Genomic DNA, 25,730 nt, shown 5'->3' with positions numbered 1-25,730 from the left:
TAAGTTAAAACCCTGAGAAAGGGTAGAAGGCATAAGAACATCCATATTCAATGGAAGTATGCGCCTTGATATGCAGGTAACCTTGGCTTTCACAAGCGGCCATTAGGGCTCCTGAGCTCTGTTGGGGATGCGCATAAGCCAGCCCATCTTCGCTAATAGAAACCCGTAAAAACTCATCTCGTTTAATGGTTTTAGTGCGACTAAAACCTGCATCGACTGGATAGGATAGGTCGAATATATTCTCCTGTCCTGCACAGCGAGCGAGTAAACGACGCGCAAACCAATGGTAAGTAACCAAGGTGGAGCTCGGGTTCCCCGGAAGCCCTAAGAAAGGGGTTGTTCCAAGCGTCGCATGAACCAAGGGTTTGCCTGGTTTAATGGCTATTTTCCACAAATGAACGTCGCCCATTTTTTCTAAAATGGCTTTGACATGATCCTCTTCCCCTACCGATACTCCGCCAGATGAAAGAATAACGTCGCTGCAGGCGAGCAAGGTGCTGATCGCCGTTTCAGTTTCTTCAGGAGAGTCCTTGGCGTGAAGGCGTTGGGAAACGCAATAGCCAGCTTGAGTAACAAGAGCCTCCAGCATAGGGCCATTTGAATTGAATATTTGCCCTTCAGCCAGGGTATTACCTGGGGCAATTAGTTCATCCCCTGTGGTTAGGATACCGACGTTAAGTCGACTAAAAGCCGAAAGGCTTGTCATGCCAAGACTTGATAGTAGACCAATGTGCATTGGGCTAATTTTCGTGCCTTTTTTAACAATAACTTGGCCGCGCTGAATGTCTTGTCCTTTCGGGCGAATGTTGCCCCCAGCTTGCAGAGAGTCCAAAAAAGAAACGCCGTCTTCGTGACGCTTTGTTTCTTCTTGCATGACAACGGTGTCTGCGCCTTCGGGAATATTCGCTCCGGTAAAAATACGAGCACAAGTGCCTTCTTCTAAAGGCGTAGGGGCGCAGCCTGCAGGGACGCGTTGGCTGATTTTCAATACCTTGCCTGGGCTCCAGTCAGAGAAACGCAAGGCGTAACCGTCCATGGCGCTATTGTCGTTAGGAGGAACAAAAGCGTCGGCTACTATGTCTTGTGACACAATGCGCCCTAGCGCGCTCTTTAGCTCGATTGTTTCTTCATTGACTTGAACGCTTTGCATGTTCTCAATGGCATCCAGTGCCTCTTCGAAAGGCAGTAGTTCAGACATTTTGTTTATACCTCATGTAGCTTGGAGTGATAGGCGCCAAGTAGCAACTCAACAAAATTACATGGGCGGTGAGTTGAATCTAACTGCTCTTTCAAAATGCCATTCCAAGCGGTGTGGCAGGCTCCTGTTGAACCTGGTAAACAGAAGATCAGAGTGTTGTTCGCCAATCCGGCTACCGCTCTTGATTGAATCGTAGAGGTGCCAATTTCTTCATAGGAAATGTGTCGAAATAGCTCGCCAAAACCTTCTATTTGTTTGTCAAACAGTGGAATCATGGCTTCTGGTGTGCTGTCGCGTGAGTAAAAACCCGTACCACCAGTGATTAGTACGACATGATTGTTGTCATCTGCTATCCATTTAGACACCACGGCGCGCATGGCGTACACATCATCTTTGACCAGTTCACGCTGGTAAAGGAAGTGGCCGGCAGCACTGAGGTTCGCGATGAGAGCATCGCCTGACGTGTCTTCTGCAAGTGATCGGGTGTCTGAAACCGTTAATACGCTTATTTGTAATGGTCGAAATGGCGTTGGGATTTTACTCATTAGGGGTCCTTATCTAGCCTCCGGTCGCGCTCATGAAGCGAAGTATTTGTGGGGCTTCATCAAGATTAAAGTGGTGTTTAAGGGGTTTTAGAGCCAAGGCGTCAATAATGCCTTCCTCTAGTGTTAATGACTGTCGCTGAGGCTCTCGTAAAAAAGGTTTAAGGTCTTTTGAATGCTCATTGCCTAAGCAAAGCAGTAGTCGGCCTTCAGCGGTTAATCGAATTCGGTTGCAGGTATCGCAAAAGTTGTGGCTGTGTGGAGAAATAACGCCAATTCTTCCGTGATAGCCAGTGACGTCGTAATAACGCGTTGGGCCACTGGTGATATGCTGGCTTTCATTTAAGGTAAACTGTGTGGACAGCTGCTCTATGACGTCGTCGCTCGATAAATAAGAGGCGGCGCGGTCATGGCTGGTGATAACGCCAAGCGGCATTTCTTCAATAAAACTGATGTCCATGTCTCTATCCAGTGCGAATTGAGCCAAATCCTGTAGCTCATCGTCATTATGGTGTTTTAACATGACGCTGTTGATTTTCAGTTTTTTAAAGTCCAAAGACGCGGCTTTTTCAATGCCATCGATCACCTGTTGGAATTTGTCTCGTCGGGTTAACGCGAAAAAGCGATCGGCTTTTAGGGTGTCTAAACTGATGTTTATTCGAGACACGCCAACATTTAAAAGATCGTTGGCCATCTTGTATAATTGCGACCCATTAGTGGTCATCGTCAATTCTTCTAGGCCGGGTTGCTTGGTGATTTGCTCCAATGCCCAAAGAAGGTTTTTACGAACCAATGGTTCGCCGCCCGTAATACGAATGCGCTTGGTGCCCATTGCGATAAAAGTTTTGGCGACTTTCACCACTTCTTCTAAAGATAAAATTTGGCTTCTTGGTAAGAAGGTAACATCTTCATCCATACAGTAGGTGCAGCGAAAATCGCATTTATCGGTTACCGAGATGCGAAGATAATCTATTTTACGGCCGTATGGATCAATTAAAGATGACATTGCTTAGAGAAATACCTATATAAGTGAGCGTCCATCAAAGCAAAAAAATGCCCATTTGGCAAAACGTAAACAGGCTAATTTCAAGGGATAGGTAACTAAGGAGCAAGCTTCCTAGATAACTGCATATTTATCACTGATTCTCTGCCCTGATTACTTACATAATAGCCCATATTTCACCCAATAAGGTTCCAATATGAAGCAAGTAGTAGATAACCTGATTGACCTATTAAAACTTGAGCGTTTATCAGAAACTAAGTTTATTGGTCGAAGTCAGGACTTGGGTTTTCCTAAAGTATTTGGTGGCCAAGTAGTTGGTCAAAGTTTGAGTGCCGCGACTCAAACCGTCGAGGCGAGGCACCCTCATTCGCTGCATTGCTATTTTCTTCGTCCAGGGGACTCCAATCATCCCATTGAATATGATGTGGAGATTGTGCGTGATGGCGGCAGTTTTAGTGTTCGTCGGGTGACGGCTTCTCAATTTGGAAAAAGCATTTTGGTCATGACAATTTCGTTTCAAATTGAAGAGCGTGGATTTGATCATCAAGACGCCATGCCTAATGTGCCCGGGCCTGAATCCTTTAAGTCTGAGTTGACGCTTTATCAAGAACACGCGAATGAAATTCCACAGAAGGTGAGAGAGCTCTTCACCGCAGATCGGCCTATTGAGTATCGTATTGTTGAAAACCAAAACCCATTTCGACCTCGCCCAGGCATCGCCAAACGACACATGTGGATACGCAGCGTAGATAAACTGCCGGATGAACCTTTGGTGCATCAATCCATGTTGGCGTATACGACAGATTATGGTTTTTTAGAAACCGCCCTGATGCCTCATGGGGTGTCGATCGGTAATCCTTACTTGAATATTGCGAGCCTAGACCATGCCATGTGGTTTCACCGTGAGTTCCGTTTGGATGAGTGGTTGCTGTATGTGGCAGATTCGCCGTCAGCAAGCCAATCTCGTGGTTTTGTGAGAGGTCAGATCTTTAATCAATCAGGTCAGCTGGTTGCCTCGACGGCGCAGGAAGGCTTGATTCGCTATAACAAAAAAGCGTAGAAAACAGCTTTGGGAAAGTGTATTTGTGTCTGTGATGGCTTAGCGTTTGTTCGTTGTTCGTTGTTCGTTGTGCGTCTGCGATTTGAGTGGGTTAAATATGAGGTGATTGATGTTGCTCAAGTGCCCAGCGAACGTGTTCGCTTACCAGTTCTGATGTGGACGCTAGCGCGCCTTCAAGGGCGTCAATAATCGCCTTTTCCGTCGGAGCATTGCCTAATGCGACAGCAATGTTTCTGCGCCAATTTTCGTAACCTGTACGACGAATCGGTGAGCCTTCGGTATTTTTCAAAAAGGTCTCTTCATCCCACAGAAATAAACTGACAAGTTCTTCAGAATCCAAGTTGTGTCTGGGTTGAAAGTCTTGCTCTGTGGTGTGCTTGGCAAATTTTGTCCATGGGCAAACGAGTTGGCAGTCATCACAGCCAAAAATCCGATTGCCCATTTTTGACCTTAGCTCAACGGGGATTGCGCCTTTATGCTCAATGGTTAGGTAAGAGATGCATTTACCGGCATCCAGAACCCAAGGTTCAACAAAGGCGTCGGTTGGACATTGAGTAAGACAGGCGTCGCAGCTGCCGCAATGACGAGTGGTTGTCGGTGGATCAACTGGCAGCGGCAAGTTTGTGAAAATCTCGCCCAGCAAAAACCAACTGCCAGCTTTTGGGGTGAGCAATAAGGTGTTTTTCCCGATCCAGCCCATGCCAGCTTGTTCTGCCACTTGTCGCTCTAATACGGGAGCGCTGTCTACAAAAGCACGATAGCCGTGTTCGCCGACTTGCTCTTCTATCTTTTTAGCCAGTTGTGTTAAGCGCTTACGAATCAATTTGTGGTAGTCACGGCCCAATGCATAGCGTGCGATATAGGCTTGATTTTTGGTTTTCAGGCGTTCAACTGTCGCCACCGATTGCGGCAAGTAATGCATGCGCAATGAGATGATGCGTCGAGTGCCTGGGTGGAGTTTGTCTGGCTGAAAGCGGATATCCCCATGATTGGCAAGATAGTCCATGCCGGCGTGATAATCGTTTGCGAGCCAGTTATTAAAATCGTCTCGGTATTGCTCTAAATCAGGCTCGACAATACGGGCCTCAGCAAAGCCAAAGTCAATCGCCCATGATTTGATATCACTTACCAGTGCGGTTAAACGCTGAGGATCTGAAAGAGAAGAAGGAAGCAAACGTATTACCAGAATGATGGTCTAGCTAGGCGACTGAAACAGCAGGCACCTAGCTGAAGAATAAATCAATAGAGCTGTGAATCGCCTTTTACGACGTCCATCAAAAGTTTGATAAACATGCGATCTGCTTCGGTATGATCTTCTTGGATTTTCAGTGTCGTCTGATTTGAAACTTCTTCGGCAATACGCTGGTAAGCATTGGGCTCACTGATGTTCTCTTTTGCGATACGAACTAACTCTCCTGCTAGCTCTGGATCCATCAACATTTTACGAAAGCAGCGCAGAAATTCATCAATAATACGCTGTTGGTTGAGCTCATTCGCCATGGTTAAAACTCCTAATCAAATTATGTCGCTATAACACCACGAAGTGTGCGTCAGAGCAAGTTTTATCCTGCAAAATTGAGGGTTTTGGTTGACAGTTTTTTGTCTGATTGCGAGAATGCTAGGTCTATATTTTTCGGCGCTACCCATGCCGATTACTTCCTTGTATGTGGGCCACCAGCCCCTCCAATCAGATCTATATCTGATAAGCACAAATAGAATAAGGCTAAATTCTCGCCATATTGTATTTTTCCTCGCGAAAAACGCGGACAGTGTTAACACTGCGATTTATTGCGTTTGAGTTTCCCTTTGTTTCAGGTGACCTCATTAGTTTTGCAAACTTCGTGCTATCAACTTTTATCTGCTTGGCGTATGCGGTTACAATAGCGGCATAACACTAGCAGACAGATAAATACAATAGAGGGTAACAAGGTGGAGTTATTATCCGGTGGTGAAATGATCGCCCGCTTTCTCAAAGATGAGGGAGTAGAGTATATCTATGGTTATCCAGGTGGTGCTGCGCTTCATATTTACGATGCTTTGCATCGTCAGTCTGATGTAAAGCACATCTTGGTTAGACATGAACAAGCCGCGACGCACATGGCCGATGGCTATGCTCGCGCAACAGGTAAAGCGGGTACCGTTCTTGTGACCTCAGGTCCAGGCGCGACGAATACCGTAACTGGGATTGCGACGGCGTACATGGATTCTATTCCTATGGTCGTGATTTGTGGTCAGGTAATGAGCTACCTGATCGGTGAAGATGCTTTCCAAGAAACCGATATGATTGGCGTGTCACGACCTATCGTGAAACACAGCTTTACGGTTAAGCATCCTTCTGAGATTCCAATGATTCTCAAAAAAGCGTATTACATTGCTAGTTCAGGTCGCCCAGGTCCTGTGGTTGTCGATATTCCAAAAGATATGACAATGCCTGGTGAGAAATTCGAATACAAATACCCTGAATCTGTTTCTTTGCGCTCTTACACACCGCCAGCAAAAGGCCACAGTGGTCAAATTAAAAAAGCCGTTGACCTATTGCTTGCCGCGAAACGCCCGGTTATTTATGCCGGTGGTGGTGTTATTTTAGGTGGCGCATCTGACCTATTAACAACGCTGGCTAAGACATTAGATTTTCCTGTTACCAATACCTTGATGGGATTGGGATCTTACCCAGGAACCGATCGCCAATTTGTTGGTATGCTAGGTATGCATGGTGCTTATGAAGCCAACATGACCATGCATCACAGTGATTTGATTCTGGCTGTAGGCGCTCGTTTTGACGACCGTGTGACCAATGACCCTGACAAATTTTGTCCAGGTGCCAAAATTATCCACATCGATATTGACCCAGCAGCCATTTCAAAAACCATTCGTTCTGATGTGCCTATTGTGGGCCCAGTTGACCAGGTGTTGGAAGAAATGCTGTCGCTTATTGAAGGCGCAAGCACCAATGTCGACGCCGTCTCTAATTGGTGGAAACAGATCAATGAGTGGCGTCTTGTGCATGGCGGTCGTTACGACACAGCAAGCGATAAGATCAAGCCTCAAGCCGCGGTAGAAGCGTGCTGGAGAGCAACGAAAGGGGACGCGTACGTGGCCTCTGACGTGGGTCAGCATCAGATGTTTACTGCGCAATATTATAAGTTTGATAAACCGAATCGTTGGGTTAACTCCGGTGGTCTTGGCACCATGGGATTTGGTTTGCCAGCGGCAATGGGCGTGAAGCTGAGTTTTCCTGAAGAAACGGTTGTTTGTGTCACAGGCGAAGGCAGTATTCAAATGAATATTCAAGAGCTTTCCACCTGCTTGCAATACGGCTTGCCAGTGAAGATTTTATGTTTGAATAATGGCTATCTCGGCATGGTTCGCCAATGGCAAGACATGAACTACGAAGGTCGTTACTCTAATTCTTATATGGATTCTTTGCCTGACTTCAAAGTATTAATGGATGCATATCGCCATAAATACGTTGAAATTCGTAGTAAAGATGAGCTAGATGCCAAGATGGAAGAAGCGTTTGCAATGAAAGACCAGTTGGTTTTCATCAATTGCTATGTGGACCCAGAAGAGCATGTTTATCCGATGCAAGTGCCTCGTGGCTCTATGCGCGATATGTTCTTGAGCAAGACGGAGCGTACCTAACATGAGACATATTATTTCTGTATTAATGGAAAATGAACCAGGTGCCTTGTCACGTGTTGTTGGCTTGTTTTCACAGCGAAATTTCAATATTGAATCGCTAAACGTGGCGGCGACCGACGATGCAACCTTGTCTCGTTTGACGCTTACGACCTTTGGTTCGGATCAAGTGGTTGAGCAAATCACTAAGCAGCTTAATAAGCTTATTGATGTCATTAAGTTAGTTGATCTAACGGAAGGGCAGCATATTGAGCGCGAATTGATGCTGGTTAAAGTCCGTGCTACCGGCGCTCAGCGAGCAGAAGTGAAGCGTACTGTGGACATCTTCCGTGGCAACATAGTTGATATGACACCGTCTATTTACACGGTACAAATTGTCGGTGAATCCGACAAGCTGGATGGCTTTCTTCAAGCGTTAGGTGGTGCACATCTACTTGAAGTGGTTCGTACTGGTGTTTCTGGTGTGGCTCGCGGCGAAAAAACATTATCTCTGTAATGGCAAATTAGCCGTCTGGAATACGTGATCGCAAAAGCGATACAGTCGTTTTGCGATGAAAACCCCAATCATTGAATAACATCAGTGGTTGGGGTTTTTTATGCTCAACGTTAAGCCGGAACGCGTTGGGAATGATTGTATTGAAGTAAGGTTTTGATTTGCTCGGTGGCAGCCCTAGGGTCGTCGGCCTGACAAATAGCCGAGACTAATGCCACACCATGGACACCTGTTGCCACTATGTCTTTCAGGTTGTTTATATTGATTCCGCCAATGGCAACTATTGGCAAGGATGTGGTTTGCAGCGCGCTTGCTAAACCGTCAATCCCCCAATGATGGCGGGTGTCGGTTTTGGTCGGCGTGGCAAAAATGGCACTGAGCCCAATGTAATCGATTGGCAAATCATGCACGCTGGCCAATTGCTGGTGGCTTTCAATGGACAAACCTAACAGTTTGTTGGGGCCGATCAATTGTCGCGCTAAGCGAGCTGGCATATCGGATTGCCCTAAATGAACGCCATCTGCGTCAATCGCCAACGCCACATCCACCCGGTCGTTAATGATCAAGGGCACACCAGAGCCTTTTAGGACGTCTTTGACGGCGCTTGCGCGTTCAATAAAGGCACGCACGTCATGGTGCTTTTCACGAATTTGCACCATGGTAACGCCACCTTTGACGGCTTCTCGAACAATGTGAGTCAGGGCTTTTAGACCTAACTGTTCATCTGTTACAAGATAAAGCTGGTAAGGATTCATGCTGCATTAACCTATGATTCGGTCGGAGGTATCGATCGCGGTGAGTTTCAAACGCTGTGCCAAGGTGGCTTCATCGAGTGTGTAGAGCACGTCTAAAATAGCCAGTTGCAAACTGCCTGGGCCTTTTGCTTGTTCAGCGGCGATTTCACCCGCAACCCCAAACACCGCGGCTGCGGCCAAACCACTGGTCTCCCCAATTGCGGCAAAGGCGCCTGTCAGCGCCGAAAGCGAGCACCCCATGCCTGTGACCTGCGGCATCATAGGGTGTCCGTTGTCTAATGCGAGGATGTTTTTTTCTTGCTGAATAAAGGGGGTGTTGACGATGAAATCGGTTTTCCCAGACACCACCACGCTCGCATCAAAGGTCTCCATCAAGGTGACAGCGGCTTGAATAGCGGCACTGCTGCTGTCCATCGCATCGACGCCTTTGCTTTGCGAGGATTCACCCGCCAGCGCGATGATTTCAGAGGCGTTGCCACGGATAATCAAGCGCTCGGCGAGTTCAGCAAAACGACGAGATGTTTGGGTTCTAAGGGTGCTTGCACCACAGCCAACAGGATCAAGGACGACGACTTTTTGATGGTGATTTGCTTGTTCAATTGCAAAGGCCATGCGCTCAATCCAGTCACTGTCTAGGGTGCCAATATTGATCACCAGAGCGCCAGCAAAGCTCATCATCTCAGCCATTTCTTGACGAGAGTGCGCCATAATAGGTGAGGCTCCTATTGCCAGCAGAGCATTGGCTGTGTTGTTCATCACCACGTAATTGGTGATGTTCACCACTAAGGGTTTTTGTTCTCTCAGGGTGCGCAGTGCATTGAGAATAATGTGCTTATGCATGATGATTCTCCTAACGTGAGGCGTTTAGACCTTGCTGCCAAAAAGCCACTTTGGTGATGTTCACCACTAAGGGTTTTTGTTCTCTCAGGGTGCGCAGTGCATTGAGAATAATGTGCTTATGCATGATGATTCTCCTAACGTGAGGCGTTTAGACCTTGCTGCCAAAAAGCCACTTCCATTCTGGTGGCGGTACAAAATACCTCAATCAGCTGTTGGCCTCGTTCACTGTTTATATCAATATTCTTCAGTAATGTATTGAAATACAGCGCGCCTTGTTTGGCGTGACCTTGGTAGTCGTCTCCAGCGTACAGCTCGATCCAACTCCTATATGGGTTGTTTTCCCACTGGGTATTGGCATCTAGGCTGATTTGTTCGCCGATCACGGCGTAACCAATAGAGCATGGCGCTAGGGCGGCGTAAAGGTCCACGAGATTGCCACTCATGCCAGCATCAAGAACGTATCGAGTATAGGCTAGGGTGCCGAAATCTTCTCTTTCTTGCTCCATTTGGTTTTCAGTTAATCCCCAGTCTTGGCAAAAGTTAACATGGTGGCTGATTTCACTGCTTAGCAGAGCATTTAATGTTGGCAAAGCTTGGCGCATATCGGTTAATGAATTGGCTTTATACACCGCCAGAGCATAGGCTCTGGCGTATTGTTTTAAAAACAAAAAATCTTGTTTTAGATAATGTAAAAAGCTGTCTTTGGGCAAGTTACCAGACGCCAATTGAGTAACAAAGTCATGCTTTGTGTAGGCTTGCCATTCTGTTTGGCAGGCGTCGATTAAATCTTGATACTGCATAAATCACCTGATTAGAAAGTAAGAAGGTAGTGTTTGGCTTCTGGTAAAGTGCTAATGATTTTATGATCGAATAAAAAGCGAGCGTAATGATCGTAACGGGTTAAATCCACGGCAGCAGGACGTAATGCAAAGCGAGAAAGTGTGTCTTGCCAAGCCATCTTATTAAGTGTGTTATCCAGGGTGTCTGGGGCGTAAGTAACAAATTCTTGCCACGCTTTTTTAGGGTGATTCACTATGTAAGTGGTGGCTTCTTCAATGGCGGTATTAAAGGCTCGAATGGCTTTTTTATTGTGTGCTTTTGCGTTTGTGACAAAAATCAATTCATCGTAATTTGGCACGCCGTTTTCTTCAGGGTAGAAGAGAACAGGCTGATAACCTTCTGTGATCAGTTGGTTTTTTTCAAAGTTACGTAACCCGCCCCAAATAGCGTCGACCTTCCCAGAAGCCAATGAAGAAGAAAGCGCCCAACCAACGTTCACTATTTTCACGTCATTAATGGTTAAGCCGACACTATTGAGCATGGTTCCTACCGTGGCTTCTTCATTGCCAGCGATCGAAATGCCAATGGTTTTACCTTTTAATTGGGCGAGCGAGTGGATGCCGCTCTTCTTCAATGTGATCAGAGAGTTAAGCGGTGTGGCGATTAAGGTGCCAGAGCGAACCAATGGTAACCCTTGAGCGATGTCCATGATCAAGCTGGGTTGGTAGGACACAGCCATGTCGACTTTCCCTGCCGCAACCAGTTTAGAAGGGGTGCTCGGGTCGGCGGGTTCTTGAATGGTGACCGCTAACCCCTGCTCCTTAAAGTAACCATGCTGTTGCGCGATAACAATGGGTCCATGGTTCGGATTGACGAACCAATCCAGCATGAGCGTGATTTTTTGTGTCTCGGCTAGGGCAGGTGTTGCCAGCAGTGAAGACGCCAAGGTTAATAGTGTGCTTGCGATCAGTTTTTTCACGTGTTTTCCTTTTGTTATTAGTGAGGATAGATAAGTGTTTTTCTCGGCCTTGTGGCTTATCGATAACATTAGTGCTCCCAAGGGATGGCTTTTTTGAGAGCAAAGTCCGTTGCAAAATACAGCACCACAGACAACAGAGATAAAATAAATAAGGCGGCAAACATGTCGTCGATCATCATTCGAGCATTTGCCTGTAACATGAGATAGCCCAAGCCAGCACTAGAACCGACCCATTCTCCAGCCACTGCCCCGATGGGGGCGATCACGACAGCGACACGAATACCTGAGGCCAATGCCGGTAATGCCGCCGGTAGTTGAATATGGATCAGTTGCTGCCAGCGGCTAGCTTGCATTGTGTGAGCTAGGTCGAGAAAGCCTTTTGGGGTGTTGCTGAGTCCGTCGTAACAACAGGTCGTGACGGGAAAGAAAATAATGATGGCCGCCATCACGACTTTGGACGCAATGCCGTAATCTAGCCAAAGCATTAATACTGGGGCAATGGCAAAAACAGGGATGGCTTGGCTGGCAATCAATATTGGCAATAACCAGCGTTTTACTGGTTTAAACAGCAGCATTTGCAGAGCAAAAAATAGCCCCATGCTAAGCCCGAGCAATAGACCTAAAACAATTTCTTGGGCAGTGACCCAGGAGTGGCGCATCAGTACGTCATGGCGCACGAATAAACGGTCCAATACTGACAGTGGTGTGGGCAAGATAAACGAGGGCAAATCAAAGACGACAATAAGCCCCTGCCAAGTGGCCAGTATGGCGAATACTATGATGATGGCGCGCAGCAGTGTGTGAAACGACTTATTGAAGGCAGGGGTGCCATTGCGTGCACGACGGCTGTTTTTAGGCGGACTGGCAAGAGGCGTCAAATTAATCATTGTCTTGCTCCAATCTGTGAAAAATCTGCTGCTGAACATGGGCCGACTCTGGGTCTAATTCTCTTGGTGGAAAAAGCTTGGGTAAGGCTAATGACTCTGCTTGCGCGGGTGAATTGGTGAGAATGTATAAACGTCCGGCTAGGCGTACCGCTTCTTGTGGGTCATGGGTGATGAGCACGACGGTTTTGTTTTTTAATAGGGTATAGGAAAGGCGCTGTAATTTATGTCGTGTTACCGCGTCTAACGCCGAAAAAGGCTCGTCCATTAACACAAAAGGTTTGTCCTGCATTAGGGTTCGAGCAAGCGCGACACGCTGACGCATACCGCCAGACAGTGTTTGAGGCAGTGCTTTTCGGACGTCAAGTAAGCCAACGCTTTCTAATAAAGATAAGGCTTTGTTGCGAACCTCATCGCTTACTCCTTGCTTGTTAAAGCGATAACTTAGGCACACATTGTCTTCGACTGATAGCCACGGGAGCAGCAAATCTTGTTGCGCCATATAAGCAATTCTATGCTGAAAGGGGAGGCCGTCGCTGCATTTTACCTCGCCGTGCCAGTCTACTTTATCGTCCAGTAAACCCGCTAAATAACGCAACAGTGAGGTTTTGCCACTGCCACTGCGACCCAGCAAGCAGGTCCATTCTCCAGGGGGAATCTCCATCGATAGCTTATCCAATGTGGCCTTGTCTGCGCCATGGTAATGCAGGCTGGCTTGCTGGATGGATAACCCCAGCGGTGCGTTACTCATTGCTTTATGTCACTCTGGTTCAGCGCGAAAAAGTGATTCACTGGGCCATGACCCTGGCCAATTTTTAGCTGGTCTGCGTGGGCAATTGCTTGGCTAATGTAGTTTTTAGCTTGGTGAACGGAAGCGTGTAAGGTGTTTCCTTGGGCAAGGTAAGAAGCAATGGCAGAAGAGAGGGTGCAACCTGTGCCGTGGGTGTTTTTTGTGTCAATGCGCGGCGCTGAGAGTCTGTCTACTGTGGTTGCCGTGATGAGCAGATCAAGGCTGTCTGTCTGCTGGTCTAAGTGTCCGCCTTTTAACAATACCGCTTTAGCACCGAGAGCCCTGAGAGCCGCCACCATGGCGAGCATGTCATCCTCGTTGTTAGGCAGTGGCAAACCGGTTAACGCCGCCGCTTCAGGCAGGTTTGGCGTAATGATGTCGACGAGAGGAAAGAGCCTTTGCTTAAGGGTATTGATGGCGTTTTCTTGCAGTAATAAATCGCCACTGGTAGCGATCATGACAGGGTCTAGCACGATGAACTTAGGTTGATACTGCAGCAGTTTATTGGCCACGGTTTTGATGATGTCGCTGTCCGCTAACATGCCTATTTTGACCGCGGTGATATTGATGTCGCTAAACACCGCGTCTAGTTGGTTTTCAACATGGTCTAATGGAATCGGAAAAATAGCAGAAACACCAAGGGTATTTTGCGCGGTGATCGCGGTAATGGCTGAGCAAGCGAAGCTGCCGGTGGCCGAGATGGCTTTTATATCTGCTTGGATGCCAGCGCCACCGCCACTGTCTGAGCCTGCGATGGTTAATACAATCGGCGTAGCAAGATCTTGCGGTTGCTGAGATCGAATGTGAGACGAAGTAAATGATGGACTAGACATATGAGCTCCTAACGGTGGTGCAAGGAACTACATAAGCAAATTTGATTAGAAAGGCTTCTTTGAACGCTTTATCGAGAAGCCCAAATTGCTATATGGGACACAGTGACTAGCACTGTTATCACAATAGTTCCCTACGCCAGTGTTAACTGAATCAGGTTCAACGGGTCTCGTGTTATACGATCTCAGCAAAAAAATGCCCCCCGACTATGATGCTAAGGATGTTAACAAGATTTGATTAAAGACTCATCACTTTTTAATCCTAACGGCCTTAATGATGACATTTTCGCTTATTTAATGGGCTCATCTAAGTGTGGTTTAGGTGTGAGGTGTGCTTGTACTGCCATGGCCATGGCTTCGAGCCCTGCGTAAGAATTGGATATCGCCGCATCCCGGGAAACCAGCACATAGTGACCTTTTTTGCAGGCGCTTAAAAATTGGCAAAAGCCTGGTAAGATGGCGTTCATCTTGGCTATTTCTACTTCTGGTTTTTGTGCAGAAAAATAAGGATCAAAGATAATGTCTGCGTCTAATTCAGGTAAACGCTCTGCGCTAAAGTCGACGCGTTCCCCTTTAGGGATTTGGTTGATAATACTAGGGAACTGAAATCCTGCATCTCGCAAGACACGACCGAGGGAGCGGTAACTGTGGTAAACGCTAATTTTACCTCGTAATGGTTGCATCACAGAGACGGTGATCTTGTGTGTGTCTATGGTCGCTTTGAGGCTTTTAATTTGCTCTTTATAGCGTCGTTCAAGAATCGCTAAGCGCTTTTCTGTGTGGGTGATTGTGGCAAGCTGTTGGTAGACATGGGCAGCGCCTAACCCACTGTCGAGTGAGATGGTCGGGGCAATATTTGCCAGTAAATCCACCGGCGTCGGCCGCGAATTAGCGGTGATGATCAGGTCAGGCTTTAGACCTACGATGGTTTCTAAATCGACGTTAGTCGCCCCAATAAAAGTAATGTCGCTGTTGTCAAAATCCACCCCAGTTAATAATGCGCTAGAACGAATATAAGGTGTGCCATTTTTGGAAATTCGACCATGGCTACCAATGGGCATGACGCCGAGCTCAATCAAAGGGATGGTAATGTCGATGTCATACACAGAGACAATGCGCACAGGGTGACTGGGAATGGTCACTTGGCGGCCTAGATCATCGGTGAAGGAGACGGTTGTGGCGGAGAGGCCCTTGGCTGCCGAAAAGGGGCTGCTAAGGGTGATGAACAAAATAAGCAGTAGTCGGTTCAAAGCTGGTTCCTACGAGTCCAAAGAAGAATAATCAGCGTGGGCGCGCCTATCACGGCAATGACAACACCGGTCGGCAATTCGACTGGTGCAAAGGCGGCACGGCCTAGCGTGTCAGCAGCCAATACCAAAATAGCACCGATTAAGCTGGTGGAAATTAAATGATAACGGCTTGAGTAATTCGGTAAAAAACGCGCCAAATGCGGGGCAATCAAACCGACAAAGCCAATGCTGCCAGCCACAGACACACTGCCAGCAACAAGAAAAATAGCGACGCTAAAGCGAATGATATTGACCCATTTCCGGCGTACTCCCAAGCTGGTGGATAGTGCGTCTCCAAGTGCTTCAATGTCGGCGGAGGGCGCGTTGAACAAGAGGGCAATGAGACAGATAGCAAACAAGATGGCCACGAGCTGAACGCTTTGCCAAGTGGCGCCTTGTAGGCTTCCCGCGATCCAGATCAACACGGTTTGTAGGTCTTTAGTATCGGTGGCGGCTAACAACACCATCATGGCGGCCGACAAAAACCAAGATAAGCTAATGCCGATCATGACAAATCGAATGCTTGAACTGCCTCGAGCAAGCAATAGCACAAAGACGCCGCTGGCCAATCCGCCAATCATGCCCACCAGAGGACGCCACGCCAATGAGAGTCCAGGAGCGGTCAATATTAGCGCAACAACACACAGAGCTGCGCCTTCTCGAACCCCTAAAATAGAAGGGTCAGCCAATCCATTTCGTGTGAGAGATTGCATCACGGCACCCGAGCAAGCCAACATTGCCCCGCAGCATACAGCTAGAGCGATTCTAGGGGCGCGAAATGCGTCTAGAATCAATAAATGAGAGAGGTTTGTTGTTGATGTGTTTGGCGTTTCTAGGTGCAAGTAAGCCAACACAGAGTGCAATGGAATGGCCTCGCTTCCAGTGGTTAGGGCGAAGAATATGACGCCCATTAAGGCTGTGAGTAACAGCCCAATCGTCAACAAAGACGCGAGATGAATACGGATCGAATAGTGCCCCGATCTTAGGGACAGCAGTGAGCTGGCTATCATCGCATTCTCCTCACAAAAATCCAGAGAAAAACAGGCGCGCCGACTAGGCCGGTTAATGCCCCTGTGGGTAACTCTTTTGGGGCGAATAAGCTAATGGCTGCGATATCGGCCGCCATTAATAACGCCGCGCCAGTGAATGCCACCAATAGAAGGGAGAAGACACTTGGGCGTGAGTGTATGCCGCGCCAAAGTGAGGCACAAATGAGCCCGATAAACCCTATGGGTCCGACCACAGACACCGCGCTGCCGGTGAGTAAAGCGGCCGCACAAAGAGAGAAGAAGCGGACTTTTTGGATCGATGCTCCCAAGCCTTTTGCCATGGCGTCGCCTAACGACATGGCGCTTAACTGCGGCATAATGAGCAGACTCAGGGCGAGTCCAGCCCCAGCAAAAGGCAAACTGATTAACACCGAGTGTAAGTTTGAGCCTGCGCCATCTCCAATAAGCCAGAAACGCAGTTGATCGAGCGTGTCTTCATCCAGAATTAACACAGTAGAGGTGATCGCACCGGCTAAGGCTGAAAACGCAATGCCGCAAAAAATCAATTTAAGCGGCTGCAAACCTTTTCTCCCGGCTGAAGAAATCAGCAAAACCAAACTGAAAAGTAGGCCAGCACCAACGCTCGCAACCAGTGGTCGAACTAGGGTAAACATAGGGGCGATAGGAAAAGCGGTAACCAATACGACGGCAAGACTGGCGCCAGAATTTAACCCAAGCAGTTGTGGGTCACTCAGACGGTTGCGCAGCGTCACTTGCAATAAATACCCCGCAATAGCCAAGCAGCTGCCTGCGAGTAACATTGCCAATACTCTGGGTAATCGTAATGATATCAACACCCTATGATCAAAATCATGAGGGTTATAGTAAAACAAGGCCTGGGTTAAGGTCGTCAACGAAATAGCGCGCGCGCCGTGCAACAAATGAAGTCCGCTTAACGCAATAACGAGAACCAACATGAACCCAAGGCGTGATCTATTGGACCATGGTTGAGTGTTGCTAGCGCGTGAAAGTAAGCTCCTGCTCATGCCACTGCCGATGCTTTAGGGGTTTGCTGTGACTTAGGCAGAAAAATGGGCAAGCCTGTTTCAGGGTGGGTGACGGCCAGAACTTGGGTCTCAAAAACCTCTTCTACCATCTTGCTATTACAGTGTGATGGGTGACTTAGCGTATGGCGAATTTCCCCTTCTTTTAAGAAGATTAAATGGTCGGCGTATTGCAGTGAAAGGTTGAGATCATGCAATACACAAACAATGGTTCGGCCATGTTGTTGAACCAGATCAACCAGCATTTCCAGTAGCTCGACTTGATGGCGCATGTCTAAAAATGTCGTTGGCTCATCGAGCAATATGAGGTTGGTTTCTTGGGCTAACACCATGGCAATCCAGACGCGTTGGCGTTGCCCACCAGACAGGCTATCAACGGGTCGTTCTGCCAATTCTTGAGTGCCGGTGACAGCCAGCGCATGATCTACGGCGGCTTCGTCTTGCTTGCTCCATTGTTTTAAGAAGCCTTGATGGGGAAAGCGACCGCGGGAGACAAGGTCTTTGACGGTTAAATCTTCTGGCACTATGGTGTGCTGCGGAAGCAGGCCTAATTGGCGTGCCACCTCCCGCGTGGGGAGTTGTGCAATGTTGTTGCCTTGTAGCAGAACCTGTCCTTTCATTGGCGAGATTAAGCGCGCCAAAGTGGACAGTAAGGTCGATTTTCCTGATCCATTTGGACCCAGTAAGACCGTCATTTTGCCATCAGGAATAGTAAGGTTGATGTCTTTTAAAATCTGCTTGGAGCCATGGCCAGCATCAAGATGGAGAGTGCTGAGTGGGGCGGCTTGGCCATGTGAAGAAACGGTCATTGATGGATGTCCTAATAAAGCGGTTTTAATCTTGCTTGGCAATACAGTTTAATAATTGAAGTGATAATAGTTATTGTTAACTTTTTGATGGGCGTATTCTATGGTGTCTATGGTCAAAAATCACGACAAATTTGTCTCGATTGGTGATGCCCTAAGGCTTATAAACCTCTAGGGCATCTAACTGGCTAGCGAGCTAAGGCGGTTTTATTCTGTTTTTTGTGGTTGGGGAAGAGCGCCTTTATAAGACGCCATCAAAGGGTTCTTGAAGCGCAGGCTTTCGCCGTTTTAGTCGCGCTAGAAGGCGCTGGATGTCCTCTTTAATCATTAAGAGGACAGGAATAAGAACCAATGTGATTATGGTGGCGAACATGATGCCATAGCCTAAAGAGACGGCCGCAGGAATCAGCATCTGAGCCTGTCTTGAGGTTTCTCCGAGAATCGGCATAAGCCCTGCGAAGGTGGTAAATGACGTTAATAGTACTGCGCGTAATCGGCTACGGCAGGCTAGATTAATGGCCTTTTGCACGTGGCTGGTTTCTTCTTTGCGAAGCGCATTAAAGCGTGACACAAGCAATAGACTGTCGTTGACCACCACGCCGCTGAGCGCCAAGATGCCGTTTAAAGAAAAAATGCCCAAAGGTAAGTCGTTGATCCAATGGCCAAGCAGTGCGCCAATAATCCCAAAGGGAATTGCCATCATAATGATGAGCGGCTGTGAGTAAGATTTGAGTGGGATGGCAAGCAGAGCATAAATGATCAATAAGGCGATCAAAAACATGTTTGACATGGAGGACTGAGTTTCAGCGCGTTGCTCTGCTTCCCCAGAGAAATACACGTCGACGCCTGGGTATTTTCGTTTCATCTGAGGCACCACAGCTTGTTGTAAGTAGCTGACTACTTCGCTGGCGGACATGGTGTCTTTATCCACCTCGGCGGTGAGAAATAAAGAGCGTTTCGCATTGATTCGAATGATGCGAGTTTGTGCCTCTTCTTGCGTTAACGTGGCCACCGAGGACAGGGGAACGTAGGTGCCATCCGATAAGACTATTTTGGTATTCAGCACCGCCGCAGGAGACTCTTGTTGCGCCTTTGGGTAGCCTAAATGGACTTCGATTTCCGTGTTGTCGCGCTGATACTTTTGTACCGTAATGCTGTCAAAGTTATTGTTTATTTGAGTGGCCAATCCAGCCGTGGTTAAACCTAATAAACGGCCTTGTTCGTTGAGGGATAAAGCAAGGCGTGACTCTGTTGGCTCATCGTTTTGCTCTATGCCTGACACCGCCGGTAAGGTGTCTAGTTGCGCCAGCATATTGTGCATAGCGGCACTGAGTACGCTGTTGTCGTTGCCTCGTAATTCGATTTTAAGATCATCTAATAGCGCTCTTGAGCTGCTAAGGCGCAGACTCTTAACGCCTTCTGGCGTGCCTGCCAGCCGCTCCCATTGCTGAACAAATTGCGCGGCGCTGTAAGGGCGAACCGTGTCTAGTTCAATGCGCAAGCGGCCACTTTGGTCATTCGTGGCAGTAACTTGAATGTTGTTAATAAACGAAGCCGTACTTTTTTGATCGGCACTGGTGTCTTTTTGATTGGCGCTGGTGTTTTCTTGATGAGTGTCACGGGCCATTTTGTGGCGCAATTGCTCATCGGCTTGATAGGCGGTTTTTTCCAGAAAAGAGAGTACTTTGCTGGTTTGCCCGTAGCTAACATCGTTGTACATAGCGAGCTCACCACGTACGGTGTCGCCAGGGATTTTAGGAAAGAAACTAATGCGTAGCGCGCCAGTAAAAGGCATCGACATCACCAGCATAAACACAGCGACAAACAGCACCAGAACGGCGTATCGATAGCGTAAAGCAAGGTCGATAAGAGGGCGATAAACTTTGTCGCTGAACCATTGAAGGCTAGCATCAGCACCCTGTTGAATCATCCCCCAGGAGCGCGATAAGACATTTTTATTGATCGATTTACGGGTGTTAATGTGCGCCAAATGCGCGGGCAGTATGATTTTAGATTCGATGACAGAAAGCACTAAACAGATGGCAACCACGATGGCGAATTGAGAGTAAAGTTGCCCCAATCGACCGTCGATATTGGCTAATGCCCAAAAGGCGGCAACGGTTGTGAAAACACCAAATAGGGTCGGTACGGCAACTTGCAACGTGCCCTTGATCGTATTGTTTAGCGTATCCCCGTCTTTTGATCTAAGGCTATACACATTTTCTCCAACCACCACGGCATCGTCCACCACAATGCCTAATGCCATTATGAAACCGAAGGTGGTAAACATGTTTAGCGTCAGATCAATGGTTTGGGTGCCCATGAAATACAAGGTGCCAAAGAAGATAAAAGGCAGCCCCATGGCGACCCAAAATGCGACTGTGACATTGAGGAAAACCGCCAACAAAATAAACACAAGTAAAATGCCCGTGATGGCATTCTCAATCATTAAGTCTAAGCGTTGATTGATAGACTGGCTGCGGTCATACCAAGTAGAAAGTTGAACATTGGGTGGCAAACGACCGTCTGCATACCACTCATCAATAACATCTTTGGCGGCGGAAACAGAGTTAGATATGTCGTCTTGCCCGGTGGTGATGACCTGTATTGCAATGCTGTTTTGTCGGTTAAATCGCGACAACACAAAGTCATCTTCGTCGAAAGCATCGCGAATGGTTGCAATATCGCTGAGACGAATACGACCACCATTTGCTGTGGTCTTAATTTGAATGTTGGAAAACTCTTGCTTGAAGTAAGCCTGTTCTGACGCACTGATGTGCAGGTAAATATTCCGATCACGTAATGTGGCTACTCTCGCAGGGGACGACTCTTGGTTTATGGCGGTTGCAACCTCAGACAAGGTAAGGCCATAGCCTTGCAGGGTATTTTTGTCGACTTCGACTATCATGGTGGGGTCAATCCACCCTGAAATATTCGCCGAGCTAATGTTGTCTTTCGCTAATAAATCGGTTTTTAAATCGTAAGCGAGTTTTTGTAAGGTGCGACGGTCAGTGGTGCCGTGCAGTTGCAACCAAATAGCGTGCTCTTCTCTGGTGGATTTCGTGACAACCGGTGGGTCCGCTTCATCGGGAAAAGAAGTAATTTGATCGAGCGCATTTTTTATATCGTCTTCTAAGGTGTCTATGTTGTAGCCGTCTTGCATCTCAATGCTAACACTGGTGCTGTTTGCGGTAGAAGTCGTTGTAATGTCTTGGATGCCAATCACGTCTTGCAATTTTTCTTCAATAGGAATGGCAATGCCTTCTTCGTTTTCTTTTGCGGAACCACTTTCATTGCTGACCGAAATAGCAATGCTGTTAGGCGGTAAGCTAGGGAAGGCTTCTTTATTGAGCGCCCCCATGTTCATAACACCCAGAGTAATGATCAACAACATTAACAAGTTGGCAGCTACGGGGTTGCAAGCAAACCAGGCGATAATACCTTTAGGCTGATCCAGTGGTGTCATGGCGCTATACCTTCAGCCTGCGTGGCTTGGTTTTCTATAGGGGTAACCAAACGGCCTGGTAGATAGCTGTTATAAGGGTGCGTTAGGATCTGATAAGGCTTGTCTTGCATGGTTTTTGGTACGCTAATGTAGACGTAGTTTGCATCAACAAACTCAGGGGATGTCGTAAAACTAGCGAGACGTTGGTCGTCTGTAATGTACCAAATCTCACTCTTTTGACTGAGTGCAGAATTGGGCAGCTGCCATAGATTCTCGATGGGCTTTCCTTCAAGTATGACGTTAACAAATGCACCAGGAAGTAAGGCAGGAGACTGTTCTAACGGATTGGCTAGACCGACAACAAGTTTGCGCATACGAGTGCTTTCATCAATGTGCAGATCTGCACTCAATACTCTGCCTGCCCAATGTTGGCGCCCATCCATAGATTCGATACGAGCCGGCCAGCGCTGTTTGATTAATGCCGTTGTTGTGGGCAATTTCTGCCAATCACTGTGTGCCAGATCCAGTTCGATTTCCAGTCGGTCGGTGCTGTAAAGTGTTGCAACCTCGTTGCCAGCATTTAAAAAGGAACCGGGAGAGATAAAGCGCGCGACCACAAGCGCATCGAAAGGCGCAATTAATTGAGCGTGTTTTAGCTTGTCTTTGGCGTCTGATAAGGCCGCTTTTGCCGCTTCGAGTTGCGTTCTAGCCGCTTCTAATTGCGGTTTTCGTAAGACTAGGTCTGAGTCGGGCGCTCCGCTGAACCCTGCTGCTTGCCACTCGGCTTTGGACTGTTTGGCTTGGCGTTCTTCTTCTTTTAAAGCAAGGGTCGCGCTGGCTACTGTATTTGCTGCGGTGGCGACTGAACTGGCCAGTTCAGTATTGTGCAGGCGGGCTAACACTTGCCCCTTGGTGACTCGCTGGCCTTTTTCGAAATGCTCGGCAAGGTAAGTCACTTCGCCGCTGACTTGGGTGGTTAGGGTTAAGTCATAATGTGGTTTGGCGATGCCTGAAACCTGCACCATGGCGGCGTGTTTACCTGGTGATACGCGAATCACACTGACTTCCATGGCTTGTTCAGGCGCCGCAGGCCTTGGTTGGCGAACCTTGTTTTTTTGCGCTTCTAACGCCTTGGTAATGTAAAAATAAACGCTGGCGATAACGAGCAAAGCAAGGATCAAGGTAATCCATTGATAAAGGCGTTTCATGACTCTTTGACTCCTAGCCCGAGGGCGAGCCCTAAATCGACTCGATTAATTAAGTGTAAGTACAGTAAGTTGTCTAGTTCTGCTGCCAAATTAAAGGTGGTTTCTTGCACCCGAATTAAATCGCTGAGTTCGACTAAGCCGGTACGGTATTTTTGTTCATAGCGAGTGAGATTTTTTTGCGAGCTTTGTAAGGCTTGTTGGATGTTAAGCAGCTGTTGGGTTAAGAGCTTTTCTTGTCCTATGGTGGTTTCGACTTCGTTGATGGCGGTTAATAAGGTGCTTCGATAGTCTTGATAGGCTTCAGCTGTGTTTATTTTGGCAATTTCAACCGCGGCTTTTAGTTTACCGCCTTGGTACAAGGGTTGGGTGAGTTGCGCCAATAAAGACCATATCGGCGACGCAAATAGGGCGCTGCTTGGAGAACTGGCAGTATCGCTTAAGGTGGCGCTCAGACTAATGGTCGGTAACATGTCTTTATAGGCAACCGATACGTTTAAGTCCGCAGCTTGAATGGCCAAATAGGCGGCTTTTAAATCAGGGCGGCGTTGTAGGCTTTGCTCTGGTAAATAATCGAGCGTCAGATTGACCCTAGGGTAGTCCGTATTGGGGACTATGTTTAGCGTATTTTCACTGCCTAAGTAACGTTGTAATGTGCGCCGCTCTATCGCGAGATCTTCTTTGTATTGCGCGAGGTCCGCCCTTGATTGTGAGCTGGCAGTTTGCGCTTCATCAAGTTCTTCTAGGTCATTTAAGCCATTTTTAAAGCGTTGTAAAAGCCGATTTTCGTTGGTTTCTAATACCGCTAAGCGTTGGCTTTCAATATCGATCAGATGCTGTTTTGAGGTCATGGCCAGCCAAGATTTAATGATGTTGGCCACTAGTACGTCTTGGCTTTCCTGATACAAGGCTTGGTCGGCCGCTAGGCTCTTTGCGGCGGCTGCTTCACTGTTCGCTAATTTTCCCCAGAAATCCGCTTCCCAGCTGATGCTAATGTCTGCGTTATAGCTGGCTTCGACGCTTTCTGTTTTATTGCGAGAAAATCCAGCGTCGAGACTAGGAAGGCGGTCCCCATGGATGCTTTTTAATTGCCAAGTACTGGCTTTTAGGGTGAGCAAGGTTTTTTGTAAGTCAGGGTTTGCGGTTAGTGCCTGTTGAATAAGTCGGTCTAACTGCGCATCTTGAATAAGATCCGTCAAATAGCTGATCGGGGCAACTTCGTTTAGTTGGCGCCATTGGATCTCTTTCTTGTCAATAAGTGCCGCGCTTTCTTTTTGTGCTTTGTCCGCGATTTTACCACGTTGCATGTCGCTACTGCAGGCTGTCAGCGAGAGACTTAGGCATAAGCATCCCCAATGCCAAAGCGTCTTATTTATCATGCCGTTCCTCTTTGTGAATTCACCCAATGTTAGGCCGCTTTGCCATAGACAACAAAATCGCCAAAAAAGTCGATCTTGGTTAATAAAAGATAAGGTTAATTTACTGGCTGGAATTTCAGTAAGACTTGCGCCAAGGTTTTGATGGCAGCTTCGCGTTGTTCCATGCCTTGTTCGCTGAAATTAATACGAAAACAGTGGCGGTATTTTCCGGTGGCGGAGAACAGAGGCCCTGGTGCGAATCCAACGCCCTCCAAACGGCACTGTTCCACCAACTTCATGCTGTCGATGTCTTTATCAAGCTCTACCCATAAAATAAAACCGCCATCAGGAAAACTAACACGGGTGTTGCTTGGAAAGTAGCGTTTGATGGCGGCTAACATGTGATCTCTTTGCTTTTCATAGCGCTGGCGCATAGTGCGAATGTGTTTGTCATACCCACCAAGGCGAATGAATTTGGCAATGGCCAATTGCGGTAGCGTAGGGCACATGGAGCTACTGACGTATTTTATGTGAGTAACCTTGTCTCGATAACGGCCAGGGGCTATCCAGCCTACGCGTATCCCTGGTGCGACGGTTTTAGAAAAGGATGAGCAGAGTAAGACACGACCATCTTCATCAAACGATTTGATGCTTCTAGGGCGAGGAAATTGATAAGCGATGTCACCGTAAATGTCGTCTTCTATGATGGCAATATCATAGCTTTGCGCCAATCTATATAAGCGCTCTTTTTTGTCGTCCGACATTGTGTAGCCCAGAGGGTTGTTACAGGTTGGCGTGACTAAAATGGCTTTGATTGGCCATTGATCGAGCGCCAGCTCTAAAGCCTCTAAACTGATGCCAGTTTCTGGGTGAGTGGGAATTTCCATCGCTTTTAAGTTGGCCGCTTTGATGGCTTGCATAGAACCATAAAAACTGGGTGATTCGATGGCAATAATATCATTGGGTTCTGTCACTGCCCGTAGGCAAACAGAAAGTGCTTCTTGGCATCCTGATGTGACAACCAGGTCGTCTGGATGCAGTTGGCAGCCAGAGGCACCGGCTAAACGGCAAAGTTGCGTGCGCAGTTCTTCTGAGCCTCTTAGGTCGCCATAGCCTAAGCCTAATGCAGGGTTTTGTTTGGTTAAATCCGCCAAGGTTTTTAGCAAAGGTTTTAAGGTTGACGCCGTCATATCAGGCATGGCGTGCTGTAACTGTACTCCGTTAGCATTGTCTCGGATCATGAGTAAGTTGAACACTTCTTCCCACTGTGAAACTTCCAATGGGCGTTGAGGTGGCCGAGAGATGCTGGGGAGGTTATCAATGCGCTGTTTTTGGACAACAAAGTAGCCTGATTTTGGTCGAGCCTCTACTAAAATTTCTTGCTCTAATTGCCGATAGGCTTCTTGAACGGTTGAAATACTCACGCCATGCTCTTGAGATAACTGACGTACCGATGGAAGTTTGTCACCAGGTTTATAGAAACCTAATTCAATGTGTTCTTTTAAGCGTTCTGACAAATCTTGATAGAGCGTCATAGCGTAGCGTCCTGTTAAGTCAGTGGCAGGGGGTACGTTATTGTAGACGAATAAAGACGCAAAATTGACCATACAGATTTTTATGTTTGCTGCCATACAGACAGAATTAGGGTTTTCTGTATTGTTAATAAAGTGTTTTTCTGAGTCTGTATTGTATTTGATCTTCTCTCTATAGTTGACCTTCATACACAGTGGTTCTTTTTATTGAGTGCCGAATTGGCTCTAACAAACGCCTAATACCAACAC

Annotated in this window: 23 protein-coding genes and 1 riboswitch; of the genes, 3 read left to right on the top strand and 20 right to left on the bottom strand. The window is 47.5% G+C overall.

All coding sequences use genetic code 11. From position 1 onward, the window contains the following. Window positions 1-4: 4 nt before the first annotated feature. From E0D71_RS01975 to moaA, 3 genes are read right to left on the bottom strand one after another with little or no spacing between them, the layout of a single operon-like run. Entirely contained in the window at window positions 5-1,198 is a 1,194-nt protein-coding gene (locus E0D71_RS01975) for a molybdopterin molybdotransferase MoeA (RefSeq protein ID WP_133001614.1), read from the bottom strand. A 5-nt stretch (window positions 1,199-1,203) separates the two neighbouring features. Continuing rightward, a complete protein-coding gene (gene moaB / locus E0D71_RS01970; RefSeq protein WP_133001613.1) occupies window positions 1,204-1,743 on the bottom strand; it encodes a molybdenum cofactor biosynthesis protein B in 540 nt (179 codons plus the stop codon). Window positions 1,744-1,756: 13 nt separating this feature from the next. Beyond that, complete coding sequence (gene moaA / locus E0D71_RS01965; protein WP_133001612.1) at window positions 1,757-2,746, bottom strand: GTP 3',8-cyclase MoaA; 990 nt, start codon at window positions 2,744-2,746, stop codon at window positions 1,757-1,759. A gap of 193 nt (window positions 2,747-2,939) precedes the next feature. Here moaA and E0D71_RS01960 point away from each other — a divergent pair, with 193 nt between their 5' ends. Beyond that, a complete protein-coding gene (locus E0D71_RS01960; protein ID WP_133001611.1) occupies window positions 2,940-3,803 on the top strand; it encodes an acyl-CoA thioesterase II in 864 nt (287 codons plus the stop codon). Between the two features lie 91 nt (window positions 3,804-3,894). On the opposite strand, the gene queG is transcribed toward E0D71_RS01960, so the two are convergent. Next, on the bottom strand, window positions 3,895-4,977 hold the full coding sequence (queG, locus tag E0D71_RS01955; RefSeq protein ID WP_133001610.1) for a tRNA epoxyqueuosine(34) reductase QueG: 1,083 nt from the start codon (window positions 4,975-4,977) through the stop codon (window positions 3,895-3,897). A gap of 65 nt (window positions 4,978-5,042) precedes the next feature. Next, complete coding sequence (locus E0D71_RS01950) at window positions 5,043-5,303, bottom strand: hypothetical protein (protein ID WP_133001609.1); 261 nt, start codon at window positions 5,301-5,303, stop codon at window positions 5,043-5,045. A 429-nt stretch (window positions 5,304-5,732) separates the two neighbouring features. On the opposite strand from E0D71_RS01950, the gene E0D71_RS01945 reads away from it, so the two are divergent. Both E0D71_RS01945 and ilvN read left to right on the top strand, forming a co-directional pair. After that, window positions 5,733-7,445 carry an acetolactate synthase 3 large subunit gene (locus E0D71_RS01945; protein WP_133001608.1) on the top strand — a complete coding sequence of 571 codons (1,713 nt, stop codon included), beginning with the start codon at window positions 5,733-5,735 and terminating at the stop codon, window positions 7,443-7,445. Window position 7,446: 1 nt separating this feature from the next. Further along, the gene (gene ilvN / locus E0D71_RS01940) at window positions 7,447-7,938 is read left to right on the top strand and encodes an acetolactate synthase small subunit (RefSeq protein WP_115896084.1); all 492 of its coding nucleotides are present in this window, start codon (window positions 7,447-7,449) and stop codon (window positions 7,936-7,938) included. 110 nt (window positions 7,939-8,048) lie between these two features. Here ilvN and thiE read toward each other — a convergent pair whose 3' ends face one another. The 15 genes from thiE to E0D71_RS01865 form a co-directional block, all read right to left on the bottom strand. Next, complete coding sequence (thiE, locus tag E0D71_RS01935; protein WP_133001607.1) at window positions 8,049-8,690, bottom strand: thiamine phosphate synthase; 642 nt, start codon at window positions 8,688-8,690, stop codon at window positions 8,049-8,051. Between the two features lie 6 nt (window positions 8,691-8,696). Continuing rightward, window positions 8,697-9,530, bottom strand: coding sequence for a hydroxyethylthiazole kinase (thiM, locus tag E0D71_RS01930; protein ID WP_133001606.1), 834 nt, complete (start codon window positions 9,528-9,530; stop codon window positions 8,697-8,699). Window positions 9,531-9,664: 134 nt separating this feature from the next. Next, a complete protein-coding gene (tenA, locus tag E0D71_RS01925) occupies window positions 9,665-10,330 on the bottom strand; it encodes a thiaminase II (protein ID WP_133001605.1) in 666 nt (221 codons plus the stop codon). A gap of 11 nt (window positions 10,331-10,341) precedes the next feature. Further along, window positions 10,342-11,289 carry an ABC transporter substrate-binding protein gene (locus E0D71_RS01920; RefSeq protein WP_243711899.1) on the bottom strand — a complete coding sequence of 316 codons (948 nt, stop codon included), beginning with the start codon at window positions 11,287-11,289 and terminating at the stop codon, window positions 10,342-10,344. 68 nt (window positions 11,290-11,357) lie between these two features. After that, window positions 11,358-12,176, bottom strand: coding sequence for an ABC transporter permease (locus tag E0D71_RS01915; RefSeq protein WP_133001603.1), 819 nt, complete (start codon window positions 12,174-12,176; stop codon window positions 11,358-11,360). After that, a complete protein-coding gene (locus E0D71_RS01910; RefSeq protein ID WP_133001602.1) occupies window positions 12,169-12,924 on the bottom strand; it encodes an ABC transporter ATP-binding protein in 756 nt (251 codons plus the stop codon). The genes E0D71_RS01915 and E0D71_RS01910 overlap by 8 nt, the downstream gene beginning before the upstream one ends. Beyond that, window positions 12,921-13,796 (bottom strand): bifunctional hydroxymethylpyrimidine kinase/phosphomethylpyrimidine kinase, encoded by an 876-nt coding sequence (gene thiD, locus E0D71_RS01905; RefSeq protein WP_133001601.1) that lies wholly within the window; start codon window positions 13,794-13,796, stop codon window positions 12,921-12,923. The genes E0D71_RS01910 and thiD overlap by 4 nt, the downstream gene beginning before the upstream one ends. Before the next feature lie 111 nt (window positions 13,797-13,907). Next, a riboswitch (TPP riboswitch) is annotated at window positions 13,908-14,009 on the bottom strand. Between the two features lie 74 nt (window positions 14,010-14,083). Beyond that, window positions 14,084-15,043 carry an ABC transporter substrate-binding protein gene (locus tag E0D71_RS01900; RefSeq protein WP_207923312.1) on the bottom strand — a complete coding sequence of 320 codons (960 nt, stop codon included), beginning with the start codon at window positions 15,041-15,043 and terminating at the stop codon, window positions 14,084-14,086. Continuing rightward, window positions 15,040-16,092, bottom strand: a complete 1,053-nt coding sequence (locus tag E0D71_RS01895) for an iron ABC transporter permease (protein ID WP_133001600.1) — start codon at window positions 16,090-16,092, stop codon at window positions 15,040-15,042. Before E0D71_RS01895 ends, E0D71_RS01900 begins: the two co-directional genes overlap by 4 nt. Next, window positions 16,089-17,048, bottom strand: a complete 960-nt coding sequence (locus E0D71_RS01890) for an iron ABC transporter permease (protein WP_207923311.1) — start codon at window positions 17,046-17,048, stop codon at window positions 16,089-16,091. The genes E0D71_RS01895 and E0D71_RS01890 overlap by 4 nt, the downstream gene beginning before the upstream one ends. Window positions 17,049-17,113: 65 nt before the next feature. Continuing rightward, window positions 17,114-17,944, bottom strand: a complete 831-nt coding sequence (locus E0D71_RS01885) for an ABC transporter ATP-binding protein (RefSeq protein WP_133001598.1) — start codon at window positions 17,942-17,944, stop codon at window positions 17,114-17,116. Between the two features lie 238 nt (window positions 17,945-18,182). Beyond that, window positions 18,183-21,407: an efflux RND transporter permease subunit gene (locus E0D71_RS01880; RefSeq protein ID WP_133001597.1), complete on the bottom strand. Its 3,225-nt coding sequence runs from the start codon at window positions 21,405-21,407 to the stop codon at window positions 18,183-18,185. Next, window positions 21,404-22,594, bottom strand: a complete 1,191-nt coding sequence (locus E0D71_RS01875; protein WP_133001596.1) for an efflux RND transporter periplasmic adaptor subunit — start codon at window positions 22,592-22,594, stop codon at window positions 21,404-21,406. The genes E0D71_RS01880 and E0D71_RS01875 overlap by 4 nt, the downstream gene beginning before the upstream one ends. After that, window positions 22,591-23,970, bottom strand: coding sequence for a TolC family protein (locus E0D71_RS01870; RefSeq protein WP_133001595.1), 1,380 nt, complete (start codon window positions 23,968-23,970; stop codon window positions 22,591-22,593). Before E0D71_RS01870 ends, E0D71_RS01875 begins: the two co-directional genes overlap by 4 nt. A 95-nt stretch (window positions 23,971-24,065) precedes the next feature. After that, window positions 24,066-25,670 carry a PLP-dependent aminotransferase family protein gene (locus E0D71_RS01865; RefSeq protein ID WP_343772226.1) on the bottom strand — a complete coding sequence of 535 codons (1,605 nt, stop codon included), beginning with the start codon at window positions 25,668-25,670 and terminating at the stop codon, window positions 24,066-24,068. Between the last annotated feature and the right edge of the window lie 60 nt (window positions 25,671-25,730).

It is taken from the genome of Marinomonas sp. KMM3893 (assembly GCF_004352855.1).
In the GTDB taxonomy this organism is placed as follows: Bacteria; Pseudomonadota; Gammaproteobacteria; order Pseudomonadales; family Marinomonadaceae; genus Marinomonas; species Marinomonas arenicola.
This window is presented reverse-complemented; position numbering and strand designations above follow the sequence as displayed.